The organism is Cupriavidus sp. HPC(L), from assembly GCF_000307735.3.
Taxonomy (GTDB): Bacteria; Pseudomonadota; Gammaproteobacteria; order Burkholderiales; family Burkholderiaceae; genus Cupriavidus.
Genome location: NZ_AMPR02000473.1, coordinates 1 through 15660, shown reverse-complemented (window position 1 = coordinate 15660; position 15660 = coordinate 1). Strand labels below are relative to the sequence as shown.

14 protein-coding genes and 1 pseudogene are annotated in these 15660 nt (G+C 68.6%); 6 read left to right on the top strand and 9 right to left on the bottom strand.

Going from position 1 to position 15660, the window contains the following annotated elements:
* From sctJ to sctV, 7 genes are all read right to left on the bottom strand, one after another.
* Window positions 1-704 (bottom strand): type III secretion system inner membrane ring lipoprotein SctJ (gene sctJ, locus B551_RS24835; RefSeq protein ID WP_253281419.1); only part of this gene is annotated, 704 nt, incomplete at its 3' end.
* On the bottom strand, window positions 701-1129 hold the full coding sequence (locus tag B551_RS24830; RefSeq protein ID WP_006580118.1) for a hypothetical protein: 429 nt from the start codon (window positions 1127-1129) through the stop codon (window positions 701-703). The genes B551_RS24830 and sctJ, both read right to left, overlap by 4 nt.
* A 101-nt stretch (window positions 1130-1230) precedes the next feature.
* Entirely contained in the window at window positions 1231-1434 is a 204-nt protein-coding gene (locus tag B551_RS24825; protein WP_006580119.1) for a hypothetical protein, read from the bottom strand.
* Window positions 1435-1563: 129 nt separating this feature from the next.
* Entirely contained in the window at window positions 1564-2763 is a 1200-nt protein-coding gene (locus tag B551_RS24820) for an FHA domain-containing protein (protein ID WP_023265241.1), read from the bottom strand.
* The gene (sctC, locus tag B551_RS24815; RefSeq protein ID WP_023265240.1) at window positions 2763-4451 is read right to left on the bottom strand and encodes a type III secretion system outer membrane ring subunit SctC; all 1689 of its coding nucleotides are present in this window, start codon (window positions 4449-4451) and stop codon (window positions 2763-2765) included. Before sctC ends, B551_RS24820 begins: the two co-directional genes overlap by 1 nt.
* Before the next feature lie 371 nt (window positions 4452-4822).
* A complete protein-coding gene (locus B551_RS24810; protein ID WP_006580269.1) occupies window positions 4823-5089 on the bottom strand; it encodes a flagellar biosynthetic protein FliQ in 267 nt (88 codons plus the stop codon).
* 3 nt (window positions 5090-5092) lie between these two features.
* On the bottom strand, window positions 5093-7228 hold the full coding sequence (gene sctV, locus B551_RS24805) for a type III secretion system export apparatus subunit SctV (RefSeq protein WP_043442842.1): 2136 nt from the start codon (window positions 7226-7228) through the stop codon (window positions 5093-5095).
* 550 nt (window positions 7229-7778) lie between these two features.
* Here sctV and sctQ point away from each other — a divergent pair.
* Both sctQ and sctR read left to right on the top strand, forming a co-directional pair.
* The gene (gene sctQ, locus B551_RS24800) at window positions 7779-8897 is read left to right on the top strand and encodes a type III secretion system cytoplasmic ring protein SctQ (protein WP_023265238.1); all 1119 of its coding nucleotides are present in this window, start codon (window positions 7779-7781) and stop codon (window positions 8895-8897) included.
* Window positions 8894-9553 (top strand): type III secretion system export apparatus subunit SctR, encoded by a 660-nt coding sequence (gene sctR / locus B551_RS24795; RefSeq protein ID WP_006576043.1) that lies wholly within the window; start codon window positions 8894-8896, stop codon window positions 9551-9553. Before sctQ ends, sctR begins: the two co-directional genes overlap by 4 nt.
* A 32-nt stretch (window positions 9554-9585) precedes the next feature.
* Here the strand turns inward: sctR and B551_RS26810 are convergent, their stop codons facing one another.
* A complete protein-coding gene (locus tag B551_RS26810) occupies window positions 9586-9744 on the bottom strand; it encodes a DUF6726 family protein (protein WP_006576044.1) in 159 nt (52 codons plus the stop codon).
* 220 nt (window positions 9745-9964) lie between these two features.
* Between B551_RS26810 and B551_RS24790 the strand changes: the two genes are divergently transcribed.
* Both B551_RS24790 and B551_RS24785 read left to right on the top strand, forming a co-directional pair.
* Entirely contained in the window at window positions 9965-11542 is a 1578-nt protein-coding gene (locus tag B551_RS24790; RefSeq protein ID WP_006576045.1) for a murein L,D-transpeptidase, read from the top strand.
* Window positions 11543-11593: 51 nt separating this feature from the next.
* Entirely contained in the window at window positions 11594-12157 is a 564-nt protein-coding gene (locus tag B551_RS24785) for a DUF882 domain-containing protein (protein ID WP_006576046.1), read from the top strand.
* A gap of 734 nt (window positions 12158-12891) precedes the next feature.
* On the opposite strand, the gene B551_RS24780 is transcribed toward B551_RS24785, so the two are convergent.
* Complete coding sequence (locus B551_RS24780; protein WP_023265236.1) at window positions 12892-14241, bottom strand: FAD-binding oxidoreductase; 1350 nt, start codon at window positions 14239-14241, stop codon at window positions 12892-12894.
* 164 nt (window positions 14242-14405) lie between these two features.
* Here B551_RS24780 and B551_RS24775 point away from each other — a divergent pair, with 164 nt between their 5' ends.
* Both B551_RS24775 and B551_RS25920 read left to right on the top strand, forming a co-directional pair.
* The gene (locus B551_RS24775) at window positions 14406-15251 is read left to right on the top strand and encodes an IclR family transcriptional regulator (protein WP_006575617.1); all 846 of its coding nucleotides are present in this window, start codon (window positions 14406-14408) and stop codon (window positions 15249-15251) included.
* 181 nt (window positions 15252-15432) lie between these two features.
* Window positions 15433-15660: pseudogene (locus B551_RS25920) on the top strand (alkaline phosphatase); the annotation flags it as partial.

Below are 15660 nucleotides of genomic sequence, written 5' to 3'. Positions count from 1 at the left end.
GCCCCCGCGATCGCCGCGAAGCGGCCGACCGGGAAGCCGTGGCTGGCCGGCGCACGGGCGACCGGCCCGATGGGCGTAAACGGCCGCGCCTCGACCAGCGACAGCGAGACCTTGTCGTGGGTCACGCCCTCGATGCTGTGGGCGACCATGTCCTTGACCGTCGGCACCAGCAGCCGCAGGTCGGTATCGGGACGATGCTTGATGAAGACCGCCGCCGACGACGGCCGGATCTTGTCCGACAGCGGATCGGTAGCCGGGATCACCACGTGCACCCGCGCGGTCACCACGCCGTCGATATTGCGCAGCGTTTCGGACAGCTCCTGCGACAGCGCGAAGATATAGCGCATGCGCTCTTCGGTCGGCGTCGCCACCAGTCCCTGCTTCTGGAATACCTGGCCCAGCGACGAAAAGCGCTCGCCGGGCAGCCCTTCGCTGCGCAGGATCTCCAGCGCGGCGGGCAGCTGCGCCTCGTCGACGCGCACGCTCCAGCCGGTCTCGCCGGCGCGGACCTTGTCGGCATCGATGCCTTCGGCGGTCAGCACCGCCAGCATCTGGTTGGCCTCGGCCTCGTTCAGCGAGGCATACAGGTCGACGCGGCAGGCGGCCAGCAACAGCGCCAGCGTCAGCGGGGCAATACGGACAAGACGGGACAGCCGGAGCCGGCGCGTGGCCGGCATGGCCGAAGCCGCAGAGATCGGCGTCATTGCTGGTTCTTGAGCAGGCTGTTGAACAGATTGGTGCCCGCGCTGCCGATGCTCGATGTGACATGGATCGACGAGAACAGCTCGAGCGATTCGGTCTGCAGCATCATGGCCTGATACACCACGTCGCTGGTGCTGCCCTGCTGGATCGCGGTGAACATGCTCTCGCGCATCTCGTCGAGCCGCGCGGCCTGGCGTGCCGCCTCCTCGCCCGCCGACACATAGGTGGTGCGGATCGCGGCGCCGAGCGAGGACGTGCTCGGCTCGCTGGCGGTGGTGCCGCCGGCGGCGCCATGCTGCACCATCTCGGCGAAGGTGCGCGCGTCGGCCGGATCGGCGGCCTGGTTGGCCTGCGGCGCCTGCTGGTGCGCGGACACGGTAGCCGTATCGGCAACGGCGCCTTGGGCGGCGATCGCGGTGGGATCCATCGCTGTTCTCCTCGACTGAAATCAGGGACAAGCGGGTCAGGGTGCGCGGCGCGCCGGACCGGCGCCGTGGCCGTCCGGCGACGCGCGCGACCCCGCCGCCGTCAGTTGGTCCTCGACGTCTGCTTGACGTCCTGCATCGCGCCCTGGACCAGGTTGGCCTTCTGCGTGTTGTGCGCCATTTCGCTGCTGACCACGGCGTTCTGACGGGTCAGCGTGTCCTGCAGGGCCATGATGTTCACCGAGAACTCCTGGGCCTTCTGCTGGATTTCCTGCATCTTGGCGTTCAGATCGACTTCACCAGCCATTTCCATCTCCTTCGTCAAGTGGTACTCAAGTGGTACTGCCAAACACTCCGCATCGGCGATGCGGAACCGATCTGCCGCGGCCCCTTGCGAGAGACCGCGGCGAATTCCTGCGGCGCATTTGGGCGCTCCCTAGCGCTGCGGCGGCGGCTCGCCGCCCTTGCCTTCCTTCAGCACCAGCCCGTCCGCTTCGATCTTCTCGATCTCGGCGCCGTTCTTCAGCACCGCCCCTTCGAAATACCGGCTGCCGTTGGCCAGCTGCACATAGCGCGTGCCATCGCCGTTGTCGGTGATGCTGACCACCCGCGCCGGAAACACGCCCTGCCAGTTGTCCCAGCGGCCCTCGCGCAGATGGCGCCGCCGGCTGTCGGCGGTCTCGCGATAGTCGATGCGATCGGACACCAGCACGCCGGGGTGCAGGTCCTCGATCACGCGCTTGACCTTGTCGCGGCCGGCGACCGGGTCGGCCGTGCCGGTCAGCACCACGCGGCCATTGCCTTGATAGGCGATGCCCACGCCCGGCTCGTCGACGTAGCGCTGGATGTGTTCGATGATGTCGTCGGCGGAACGGACCTGCTGCTGCACGCCGCGCCCGAACGGCGCCAGCGCCTGGGCGATGCGTTGGCGGTCGACGCGCGAATTGACGAATCCGCGCACGGTAACGGCGCCATTGGGCAGCGACACCACCTCGAGTTCCGGATAGCTCGCGACCGTCTGGCGCACCTCGGCCGGGTCCACCTGCGCGGTACGCGCAAACCCGCCGTCCTGCGACAGCGTGGCGGCCAGCCACCCGGCGCCGATCAGCAGCGCCACCACCAGCACGCCGATGCCGCCCAGCACCCAGCGGCTGGACTGGCGCACCGGCTCGTCGCTGTCGGCGCGCGCGGCGCGGCGGCCCGATTCGGCCCAGGCGAACAGCGTGTCGGTGGTCTCGGACGCCGCCGGCGCGGCGCGCAGCAGTTCCATGTCGAGCGAGCCGACCGTCAGGATGTCACCGCCGGCCAGTGCGATCACGCGCTGCGTGGTGTCGCGGCCGTTGACCTTGACCTGCGCCTCGCCGATGCGCTCGGCCGACACCGCCAGCTCGCCGACGTTCAGCACCAGATGGCGCGGCTGCACGTCGTCCCCGGGCACGCTGATGTCGACGTCGCTGGCGGCGCCCAGCACATTGGCGCCGCGCCGCAGCGAGATCACGCGGCCGTAGACGGCGCCGCCCAGCAGCCGCAGCGTCCAGCCGGCCGCGCCGGCCTCCTGGCGCGGCGGGTCGGCAAGCGGATCGGCGTGGGGATCGGCGTACGAATCGGCGTACGGATCGACGTGCAGCGCGGCCATCAGCTCATCCCCGGCATCACCAGACGCGGTGTCAGCAGGTAGAAGCGTTCCATATTGGCCTGGCGCTTCTCCTGGTACTTGAACAGGTTGCCGATGATCGGCACGTCCTGCAGGAACGGCACGCCCGACGATGCGCGCAGCTTCTCTTCCACCGTGTAGCCCGCGATCAGCAGGCTCTTGCCCTCGTCAACCATCGCCTGCGTGGTGATCGAGCGGCGCCGCACGATCGGGATGTTGTCGACGGTCTCACCGGACAGGTCCCCATCGGCGATATCGATGCTCAGCATCACCGCGCGCCCTTCGCGCTCGTCGATCACCAGCGGCGTCACGCGCACCGCGGTGCCGGCGACCACATTGAACAGGCCGGCGTCCTGGAAACCGTCGACGCGGACATAGAACTCGCGCATGTTCTCCAGCGCGGCCTCGGTGTTGTCCAGCGTCAGCACCTTGGGCCGCGCGACGAAGTTGGCCTGGCCACGCTCGGCCAGCGCCTTGACGCGGGTCAGCAGGTAGCGCGTGACGTCGTTGCCGATCGCGCCGGTGAACTGCAGGCCCGAGCCGGCGGTATTGCCGGTGGTGCCGCCCTCCGAGCGCGCATTGCCGAAGGTCAGCGGCGAACCGCCGCCACCGCCCAGCTGCAGGTCCACGTGGCGCGTGTGCAGGCGCCAGTCGACGCCCAGGCTGTCCAGGTTCTCCTGGCTGATGTCCATGATCGTGACTTCGATCTCGATCAGCCGCGGCTTGATGTCGAGCGACGAGATCAGCCGCTGGTACTGCGCCATCCGTTCCGGCACGTCGCGCACGATCACGGCATTCAGCCGCGTATCGGCCTGGAACTGCGGCAGGCCGCCGAAGCCCCAGTTGCCGAAGCCGGGCTGGCCGATGCCGGTGGAGCCGTCGTTCATCGACTCGAGCACCTGGCGCGGATTGGCCTGCGGCAGCGTCATGTTGTTGGCGCCGCCGCTGCGCAGCTCGGCCATGCGGCTGGCGCCGCGGCTCGGCCCCATACTGACCGGCGTGGTCGCCGTGCCGGCGCGCTGGCGGCCGTACAGGCTGCGCAGCACCGTGACGACGCCCGGCACCGTGATGTCCTTGCCGGAGCGGTTGATGCGGAAGTCCGAGGCCCACGAATACTTCAGCGGGAAGATCTGCACCTCGGCGCGGTCGTCGTTGACGGCGCGATCGTCGAAGGCGCGCACCGCCGAACGCACGGTCTCGACGTAGCGCTTCGGCCCCGACACCATCACGGTGCCGTCGTCGTCGTTGATCGTGATCGGATAGCGCGAGTCGATGACCTGCATGTGTTCGAGCGCATCGTTCAGCCGGTCCCCTGCCCCGCGCGCGAACGGAATGACCTCGCTGCGCGCCTCGCCGGCTGGCTCGATATAGAGCAGCGAGCCGTCGTAGTAGTAGGTCAGGCCATAGCTGGCGCAGACGCTGCGCAGGATCGACAGCGGCGAATCGGAGAAGCGGCCGCTGATGGTGCCGTCCACGCGCGAATCGACCACCGCGGTGGTGCCCTGCGTTGACGCGAGCTCGCGCAGGAAGTCCGCCACGCGCTTCTCGCTGGCCGAGATCTGGAACGGCTTGCCGGGCCAGTTCAGGTCGGCGGCATGCAGCGGCGCGATGGCGCCGAGCCACAGGGCCAGCAGCAGCGCGACTGCCGCAAGAACCCTTGTCGTGCCCACGCGCCCCGTCGTCCCCGCACGCCCCGTCGTCCCCTCGCGTCCCGTCGTCCCCGCACGCCCCGTCGTCCCCTCGCGTCCCGTCGTCCCCGCGTAGGCGGGGACCCAGCGGCTTTGACTTTGCGATGTCGCATGGCGAAAGCCACTGGGTCCCCGCATGCGCGGGGACGACGAAGCGGTGGCGGCTTGTGGCACGCGCGGCGCGTTATCTGTCGACGGACGGCCCTGCATTGCGCCCGCCATGGCCAGACATCGAGGTCCGAACCGTTCGCTTGTCAACATATCCTCCCCGGTTTTCCACTGCGTAATTGTTCGTAACTGTCGTGCGCGTCTTGTCGTCGATCCTGTCGCCGAATCTGTCATCGAATCTGTCGTTACAGGAACGTCAGCATCGTCTGGATCGCCCGCTGCGAGAACCGCATCACCTCGCCACCGAGCCAGCCGCCCAGCAGCACCAGCGACACCAGCACCGCGATCAGCCGCGCCGAGGTGCCGATGCTCTGGTCCTGGATCTGGGTGACCGCCTGCAGTACCGCCACCACCAGCGCCACCACGGTGCCGATCAGCACCACCGGCAGCGTCACCCACAGCACCACCAGCAGCGCCTCGCGCGTGATATCGAGAATGGTGTCGGCGCCCATCGCTCACTCGACCTCGGGATTGCGGATCCAGCCGACCGGCACCAGGCGCACGTCCTCGTCGACTTCCTGGTAGGACAGCACCGGCAGGCGCGGCGCGACCGGCTCGATCAGCCGCTTGATGTAGCGGCGCACGTCGACGCTGACCACCACCACCACGCGCGCGGCGTTGGCCTTCTCCAGCAGCTGGCGCAGCTGCTCGCGGATCTCCCGGGTTACGTCGTGGCTCAGCAGCAGCAGGTTGCCGCGCGCGGCCTTTTCGATCGCGCCCTGGACGCGCTGCTCCAGCGCGGGCTCGAACAGCACCGCGTCGATCGCGCGTTCGCCGCCGACATGGCGGCTGGTGATCAGCCGGCCCAGATCGACGCGGACCAGTTCGGTCAGCGCGATCGCATCGGTTTCCTTGGGTGCCCAGGTCACCAGGCTCTCGAAGATCGTGCGCAGGTTGCGGATCGGCACGTCTTCCTGCAGCAGGCGGCGCAGCACCTCGGTGACGCGCTGCAGCGGCACCACACGGGCCAGCTCCATCACCAGGTCCGGCGCCTCGGCCTGCACCACGTGCATCATCTCCTGCACGTCCTGGATGCCGAGCAGCGGCGCGGCATGCTGCTTGATCACCGCGCCGACATGGACGGCCAGCACTTCCTCGCACGACAGCGTGCGCGGCGCCCCCGGGGCCCGCGCGTCGCCGATGGCTTCGCGGCCGGCGCGGCCGGTCGGCTTGTCCTGCGGAATCCATACCGCCTCGGCGAACGGCCCGAACGGCGCGCCGACCACGGCGCGGCCCTGGTCCACCAGTGCGCGCGAGCCCGGTTCGACCAGCTCCATGCCGGGCCGCAGCGCGCCGCGCGAGGCCACCACGTCCTGCACGCGGATTGCGTAGGCGTCGGGCTCGCCCAGCGGGCGGTATTCGATGCGCAGCCGCGGGAAGACCATGCCCAGGTCCGACTCGACCTGCCCCTTGGCGATCGTCATGCGCTGCTCGAACTGGCGCATGTCCAGGCGATCGCGCAGCGTCGGGTCCAGGTCGAGCGCCAGCGCGGGCGCCACGGCCGAGCGCGTGTCGTCCGACTTGCGCTCGTCCGGCATCTCGATCCAGGTGACCGTGCCGGCGGTACGCTGGCCCCGCCGCATCAGCCAGTAGCCGCAGCCGGCCACCACCAGCGCCATCGAGGCGAACGTCCATTTGGGGAAGCCGGGCACCACCAGGAACACGGCGATCGCCACGCCCGACACCAGCAGCGCCTTCGGCTGGGCCAGCAGCTGGCGGCCGATCACGGTGCCGAGGTTGGCGGCGCGGCTGTCGCTGTCGTCCGACGACACACGGGTGATCACCACGCCGGCGGCGATCGACACCAGCAGCGACGGGATCTGCGAGACCATGCCGTCGCCGATGGTCAGGATCGCGTAGCGCTGCAGCGCGTCGCCGATGCTCATGTCCTTCATCAGCGTGCCGATCGTGATGCCGGCCAGGATATTGACCAGCGCGATGACGACGCCCGCGATCGCATCGCCCTTGACGAACTTCATCGCACCGTCCATCGCCCCGTGCAGCTGGCATTCCTGCTCCAGCTCGCGGCGCCGCTCCTGTGCCTGGGCGGCGCTGATGGTGCCGGCGCGGACGTCGGCGTCGATGCTCATCTGCTTGCCGGGCATCGCGTCCAGCGCGAAACGGGCGCCGACCTCGGCCACGCGCTCCGAGCCCTTGGCGATCACGATGAACTGCACGATCGCGATGATCAGGAACACCACGCCGCCGACCACGACGTTGTTGCCGACGATCAGCTTGCCGAACGTCTCGATGATGTGGCCCGCGTTGGCATGCAACAGGATCAGCTTGGTCGACGCGATATTGAGCGAGAGCCGCAGCAGCGTGGTGAACAGCAGCAGCGAGGGGAAGGTCGACAGCGACAGCGCCGACGGAATATAGGTGGCGACGATCAGCAGCGTCAGGCTGATGCCCAGATTGATCGTCAGCATCAGGTCCAGCAGGAAGGTCGGCAGCGGCAGCACGAACAACGCGATCACCGCGAACAGCAGCAGCGTCAGCGCGATGTCGGACTGGCGCGAGGCCGCCGCAGCCATCTGCTGCAGGCCCGGCGTGGGGCCGATCCCCTTGGTGAATCCCGACAGTTTTGCCATGACGCGATATGTGGGCTGCTTTTGGGCTGCTTTTGGGCTGCTTACGGGTTGCTTATGGGCTTGTGGCCCGCGGCGATGCTTCGATTGGCCGTTCACACCGGGCGGGCCACCCTGACACCGAAGCCACGGCCAAGCCGAGCCATGCCGCCGCGGCGCCCCCTGGCGAACGGTGAGCGCAGTGTATGGCGGCTGCGCCACGCGACCAATACCGAGGATTCGTAGCAGCGGGGCTGCCGAAGGCGTCCCGGGGACGGTCCCTACCAAGGCTCGTAGTGGACGGGGCTGCACCTGCTTCCGTATCGTTCTCCCGTCGCGCATCTGTGCGCAGTTGCGACATTTGCGTGCATTTGCGTACCTCGTATTTCGGTCCCCGGCTCAGGCCGCTGCGGGCTTTGTCGCCGCCGCGGGCCTTGCCATGCCTCTGCCATCCATGACGTCATCCGTTGCGCTCAGCGAACCCCCAGCGTCGGCAGGCCCCTTGTCAGCGGGCCGCGGGGGACCGGCGCGTGCGCGCGTTCGGCTGCATCGCCCGGGATCCGGCGAGGCTGCGATGATCCGTGAGCTGGACGCCGCGCCCGAGCTGCCGCATGTCGAAGCCGATATCGCGGCGCTGTCCAATCGCCTGCTGTGCCGGACCGCGCCGTTGCGGCTTCGGGTGGCCGGCGCCGATTGGGTGCTGCGTTTCGAGCCGCGGCCGGGCCCCTCGTCAAGCTCGGCCCACGTCAACGCCTACGCCTTCACGCTCGGCGAAACGCGCGGGCAGCTGCTGTTCGATGTCCCGAGCGAACGCCGCCTGCTAGGCGTGGACGGCGCAGCGGAGACCTTGCCGGCCCTGCTGCGGCAAGCGTTGATGGCCGATGCGCTGGCCCAGGTCGCAGAGGCGGTGGCCGCGGCATCGCGGCAGCCGTTCGCCTGGCAAGGGAATGGAGCCGGCCAGCGCTCGGGCGCGCCCTGCTTCGGGCTGACGCTGCGACGGATCGCCGATGGCGGCGATGGCGGCGATGGCGGTGGTCCCGCGACCGACCGCGAGACGCTGCACGCGACCCTGCAACTGGACGAGCCCGAGCGCCTCGCCACGCTGCCGGTGCTGCAGCGCGCGCCCGATGCCGGGCTGCCGCCGTGGCTGGCGCAATTGCGGGTGCCGCTGGCCGTGCGCATCGGCACCACCGCCATCGCGGTCGGCGAGATGCGCGACATCCGTCCCGGCGACATCGTCGGCATCGAACAGTGGCAGACGCATGGCGGCGCGCTGGCCGTCCATTGCACCACCGGTGCAGCGGGACTGGGCTGGCCCGCGCTGGCCGAGGGGCGCCGCATCACGATTCAACGCCCGACCGGCGCCCCCACCGCGCCGTCGGCTCATGGAGACAGCATGGAAGACCGCAACAACGGGCAGCGTGAATTGCCGCATCCGGACGCCGCGCCGGCCGCGCTCGATCGGCTGGAAGAGCTGGAGGTGTCGCTGCGCTTCGAGGTCGGCGATGTCTCGCTCGCGCTGGCCGACCTGCGCGAGGTGCGGCCCGGCTATGTATTCGAGCTGCCCCAGCCGCTGAAACAGAGCGAGGTGCGCATCGTCGCCGGCGGCCGCATCCTGGGCACCGGCACGCTGATCGCGGTGGGCAACCGGCTCGGCGTGCGCGTGTCGAGCTTCGCCGCGGGCGACGCATGAGCGGGAATCTGTACAACCCGGTACTGATCCTCACCGTCATCCTGGCGTTCGGCATTGCGCCGTTCGTCGCCCTGATGGTGACCAGCTATACCAAGCTGGTGATCGTGTTCGGGTTGCTGCGCGCGGCGCTGGGGCTGCAGCAGGTGCCCCCCAATATGGTGCTGAACGGCATCGCGATCATCCTGACCGCCTACATCATGGCGCCGATCGGCGCCGACGCCTTCGACGCGATCGAGCGGCGCGCACAGAGCAATGCGCCGTTCAACGTGGGGGATGTGGTGACCGTCTACGACTCGGTCAGCGGGCCGCTGAAGGAATTTCTGATCAAGCACACCGAGGAACGCAACCGCACCTTCTTCGTGCAGTCGGCCAAGCGGATCTGGCCCGAGGGCCGTGCCGACGATCTGCAGCCGGACGACATGATGGTGCTGATCCCGAGCTTCACGCTGTCGGAGCTGACGCGCGCATTCCAGATCGGCTTCATCATCTATCTGGTCTTCGTCGTGGTCGACCTGATCGTCGCCGCGATCCTGCTGGCGCTCGGCATGTCGATGATCGCGCCAACGACGATCTCGGTGCCCTTCAAGCTGCTGCTGTTCGTGATGCTCGAGGGCTGGACGCAGCTGATCCAGGGGCTGGTGCTGTCGTACCGGTAGGCCGTTGCAGCCGCGACGCTTTGACCGCCACCTCAGTCGATCACCTCGGCGCAGGCATCGGTCGGCAGCGCGGCCACATCGCCGATCACCGGCACGATCTTCAGGCCCGCGGACGCGACCCGGCACGGGGCGGCAAGCACGCCGCAGCCGCCAAGCGCAAGCACCGAGGCAAGGACCAGCGGCAACATCATCAGCAATCGTTTCATCGGGCAAGGCCTCGTCAGCGGGAACGCGCATTGTGCACGATTCCTTGCCTGCCGGCATCCTGGGCTAGCATACAGACTGATACGCCCTTCCGGATCGCCGATGACTTTTGCCGCAACGCCCCATCCGAACGACCTGCAATCGTCCCTCCCCGTTCCCCGTGCACACCGCCGAAGCTGGCTCGGCCGCGCACTGACTGCCTTGCCGATGGTGCTGCTGACCGCCCTGCTGACGGGCTTCGCCAACGGCGCCCTTGCCCAGCCCCTGTGGTTCGCCAACGGCAAGCCGACCGCCGCCGCGCAGCAGGCAGTCGCCGCGTTGGCCAACGCACCGGCCGACGGCCTCGATGCCGAGGACTACGACGCCAACATGCTGCGCGACGCCGTCGCCAAGGCCGCCAATGGACCGGCGCTGCCGCCCGAGGCCGCCGATCGCCTCGACGGTGCGCTGACCGGGGCGATGCAGCGCTATCTGTCCGATTTGCACCGTGGCCGCATTGACCCGCGCAAGGTCCAGGCCAACTTCAATATCGCCGAGGAAAAGCCGTTCGATCCGGACGCCTATCTGCGCGCGGCGGTGGCGGCGAACCGCCTGCCGGCCGCGATCCGCGAAGCCGCGCCGTCGTTTCCGCTGTATGGCACCTTGCGCGATGCGCTGGCCCGCTACCGCGCGCTGGCCACGCAGCCCTACTGGAAGTCCCCGCTGCCACCGTTGCCCGAGCGCAAGCTGACCGAGGGCAAACCCTATGACGGGCTGCCGGCGATGGCCCAGCGCCTGACCGCGCTCGGTGATCTGCCGGCGGGCACGCCAGTGCCTGCCACCTATACCGGGCCGCTCGTCGCCGCGGTCAAGTCGTTCCAGACCCGTCACGGCCTCGAAGCGGACGGCGTGATCGGCCCGGCCACGCTGGCCCAGCTCAACACGCCGCCGTCGGCCCGCGTGCTGCAGATCGTGCTGACGATGGAGCGGCTGCGCTGGACCCCGCTGGCGGAAGGCTCGCGCATGATCGTCGTCAATATCCCCGAGTTCATGCTGCGCGCCTACGAGTTCCACGAGGGCAAGCTCGATATCCGGCTGGAGATGAAGGTCATCGTCGGCAAGGCCCTCGACACGCGCACGCCGCTGTTCAAGGAGGACATGCGCTATATCGAGTTCAGCCCGTACTGGAACGTCCCGCGCTCGATCGCGACCAAGGAAATCATTCCGCGGCTGCAGCGCGATCCGGCCTACTTCAACCGGCAGGGCTTCGAATTCGTGGCCGGCAACGAGGTCATCAAGCAGCTGAACGGCGCCAATATGCAGGCGGTGATGGACGGGCAGATGCGCATCCGCCAGCGGCCGGGCCCGCTGAATGCGCTCGGCGACATCAAGTTCGTGTTCCCGAACAACCAGGCCATCTATCTGCACCACACGCCGGCGCCGCAGCTGTTCAAGCGCGGCCGGCGCGACCTGAGCCACGGCTGCATCCGCGTCGAAGATCCGGTGGCGCTCGCCAGGTTCGTGCTCAAGGACATGCCGGAGTGGACCGAGGAGCGAATCCGGCAGGCGATGGGCGCCGGCAAGGCCAGCACCGTCTCGCTGATCAATCCCTTGCCGGTAACGTTGGCTTATGGCACGGCCATCGCAAGAGCCGATGGACGGGTATACTTCCTCGCTGACATTTACGGCCAAGATAAAGTGCTCGGCCAGGCGCTGCAGCAGCGCGCCGCCCGCCGAGCCTCACATACGCCAGCCGTCAGGGCCACGCCGCCGGCCCATCGCGCGGCCAGCGCCCCACCCTCCTGAGACAAGCAACTTCGAGCCAACCTCGAGCCAAGCAAGCTAGAACATCACATCATGACGTATTCACGTGATCCGGCACGGCGCCGCTTCCTGCAACGTACCGGCGGCCTGGCGCTGAGCGCCGGCCTGACGGCCCTGGCGCCCAGGCTGGCGCTGGCCAATGTGCCGGGCGCCCGGGCGCTGGCCTTCGACCACACCCATACCGGCGAGCATCTGTCGCTGGTCTACGCGATGGGCGAACAGGTCCTGCCGCAGGCCCACCTGAAGCTAAACCGCTTCCTGCGCGACCACTATTCGGGTGACGTCGGCACGATCGATCCCGAGTTGTTCGGCGTGCTGTACCAGCTGCGCACGGTGCTGCGCAGCGACAACCCGTTCCAGGTCATCTCCGGCTATCGCAGCCCCAATACCAACTCGCGCCTGCGCAAGACGCGCGGCGGCGGCGTGGCCAAGCACAGCCTGCACATGGACGGCAAGGCGATCGACATCCGCCTGCCCGGCGTGCCGCTCGACGATCTGCGCGACGCGGCCGTGTCGCTGCAGGCCGGCGGCGTCGGCTTCTACCGCAGCGAGAACTTCATCCACATCGATACCGGCCGCGTGCGCCGCTGGGGTTGAGCCTTCAGATCGCCGGCCCGTCGCCCGCGCCACGGGCGACAGCCGTCGCCTCCGTCGTCCCCGCGCACGCGGGGACCCAGTGACTTCCCGCTTCGGCCCCCAACCGATTGGCAATCAAGCCGCTGGGCCCCCGCCTTCGCGGGGGCGACGGAACGATGCGTCGACGGCGAAATCCCTCGTCCCCGCGAACGCGGGGACCCAGTGACTTTCCGCTTCGGCCCCAACATTCGCTTGGCAATCAAACCGCTGGGCCCCCGCCTTCGCGGGGGCGACGGAACGATGCGTCGACGGCGGAATCCGTCGTCCCCGCGAACGCGGGGACCCAGTGACTTTCCGCTTCGGCCCCAACATTCGCTTGGCAATCAAACCGCTGGGCCCCCGCCTTCGCGGGGGCGACGGAACGATGCGTCGACGGCGAAATCCGTCGTCCCCGCGAACGCGGGGACCCAGTGACTTTCCGCTTCGGCCCCACATTCGCTTGGCAATCAAGCCGCTGGCCCCCCGCCTTCGCGGGGGCGACGGAACGATGCGTTGACGGCGGAATCCGTCGTCCCCGCGCACGCGGGGACCCAGTGACTTTCTGCTTCGCCACCCAACATTCGATTGGCAATCAAACCGCTGGGCCCCCGCCTTCGCGGGGGCGACGGAACGATGCGTCGACGGCGGAATCCGTCGTCCCCGCGAACGCGGGGACCCAGTGACTTTCCGCTTCGCCCCGAACATTCGATTGGCAATCAAGCCGCTGGGCCCCCGCCTTCGCGGGGGCGACGGAACGATGCGTCGACGGCGGAATCCGTCGTCCCCGCGCTCGCGGGGACCCAGTGACTTTCCGCGTCGCCTCCCGCTTCCAACATCCGGTCCGCAATCCGATACGCGGTATTGACCGAATCGGTCACGCCCAGATGCCCGTGTCCAACGGCCAGCCACAGCCCCGGATGGCCATCCGCCGGCCCGACGATCGGCACCGAGTCCGGCATGCACGGCCGGTGCCCCATCCATCGGCTCGGCGCCGGATCGTCGAGGCCATCGAAGGTTTCGCGCGCGATCCGCTCGAGCATCGCCGCGCGGCGCATATCGGGCGGACGCGACAGCCCGCCGATTTCGACCGTGCCGCCGACGCGCAGCCCCTCCTCCATCGGCGTGACGAAGACCTTGCGGTCCGCCAGCACCACGGTACGCGATACGGTGCGCGCGGCGTCGCGGAATTGCACGTGATAGCCACGCTGGCTCTCCAGCGGAAGATCCAGCCCCAGCGGTGCCGTCAACCGGCGTGACCACGCGCCGGCGGCCACCACGACCTCGTCGAAGCATTCGTCCTCGCGGCCATCCGCCTCCACCACGCACCAGCGCGGGCGGCCCGCGAAGTCCGCGCGCCGCAGCGCGCGAACCTCGGTCCTGCGCCGCTGTCCGCCGCGTTGCTCGAACGCCCGCACGATGGCCTGCACGTAGCGCCCCGGATTGACGATGGTCGCGTGATCCTGCAGAAAGACGCCGATCTGATAACGCTTGCCGACATTGGGCTCCAGCGCCTCGATGCCGGCGCGACCCAGCGTCTCGACGTCGTAGCCGAATTCCTTGCGCATGCGCCAGGAGGTGGCGTCCTTCTCCAGCGCCCCGGCATCGGGATACAGATGCAGATGGCCGCGCTGCATCAGCAGCTCGGGCGCGCCGATCTCCTGCGTCAGCTGCCGATGCCGCTGCACCGCATTGACGTGGATGGCATGCAGCCGCTCGGCCGCCTGCTCGACGCGGTGCGGCGAGGCCGACGCAATGAAGCGCAGCAGCCAGGGCAAGGCGCGCGGCAGATAGGACAGCGGCAGATACAGCGGACTGCGTTCGTCCAGCAGCATGGTCGGCAACGAGGCCAGCACGCCAGGCATCGCCAGCGGCGCGACCGACCCCGGGCTGATGGCCCCGGAATTGCCGTAGCTGCAGGCTTGCCCCGGCTCGTCCCGATCGATCAGCGTGACGTCGGCCCCGCGCTTCTGCAGCTCGTATGCGATCGCCGACCCGACGATGCCGGCTCCCACCACGGCAACGCGTGGCGGGCGGGACGGTGGGATCGGCGCGTTCTGATGTTCCATGGAAATCGGTGGATGAGTGGATGTCTTGACGGCTTCGAATGTAAGTGGCTCACTATCGCGGGCGCAATAGCGGATATCGGTATGCGATACCTGTGGCGAATCAGGGCGGGAGAATCGGGAAATTGGGGACGGCGAAGGCAGTACGGGGATCGAAGGCCCGGAGCGTGGGGGCGAACGGCAGTGGCAGGCATCGCGATCAGCGCAGCAATGAGCGAGGCGATGAGCGCGGCGACGACAGCCGCTCCGCCAATCCGCTCTTTATCGCGTCGATCGGCAAGGCCTTCGAAGTGCTCGAGCGCCTGGCCGACATCGGCCGCCCGGTCGGCCTGACCGAGCTCTGCGAGCATGCCTCGCTGAGCCGCAGCGCGCTGCAGCGCATCACCCATACGCTGACCGCGCTCGGCTATCTGCGGCAGGACCCGAAGACCCGCGCATTCACGCTGTCGGGCAAGGTGCTTCATTTGAGCCACGCGATGCTGTCCAGCGATTCGCTGCGCGACCGCGCCCTGCCCCATCTCGAAGACCTGAATCGCCGCACCGCCGAGACCGTCAACCTGATGGAGATGGAAGGCGACGAGATCGTCTATGTGGTGCGCTTTCCGGGCTTCCGTGCCGTCAGCGTCGACCTGCATGTCGGCTCGCGTCTGCCGATCCACTGCTCCGCCGCGGGGCGCGCGATCCTTGCCGAAATGGACATCGACGATGCGATGCGCCTGCTCGCTCGCGTGCCGCGGCGCGCGATGACGGCGCACACACGCACCGAGCTGTCCGACCTGCGCACCGCGCTGCAGACGGCACGCAAGCGTGGCTATGCGCTGAACGATCAGGAGTCCTTCATCGGCGATATCTCGATCGCCAAGGCGATCCTGAACCGGCAGCGCGAGCCGATCGGCGCCGTGAACATCGCAGTGTCGACATCGCGCTGGACGGTCGAGGAAACGCTGCGGCAATTGCTGCCGCAGTTGCTGGTCACGGCACGCGCGATCGAACGCGACGTCAACGCGCGCTGAGCGATTTGCGCGGGGTGTGCCCGCTGCAAGGCCGAATCGCATCCGCCGCCGCTGTCAAAAAACTGTCATCGACGCTGCCTACCATCCTGTCTGCGCTCCCCAGAGCGGTCCCCCCTCGATGCCCGGCCCCCGCCGGGCATCGTCGTTTGCAGCGTCGAACTTTCAGATTGCTTTCAACAACATGAAGCCAACACCGAATCCATCTCGCCGCACCATTCTCAAATTCCTCGCCACCTCCCCGATGCTGCCGCTGGGCTCGGCTTCGGCCGCGCTGCTGGCCGGCTGCGGCGGCGGCGACGACGCGGACACCGCGCCAAACCCCGGCACGCCGGCCGCCACCTTCACCACTGCCGAGTTCATCGGCATGGCGGCGCCGACCCTCGCCGCACCCGCCGCGATGGCCACCACC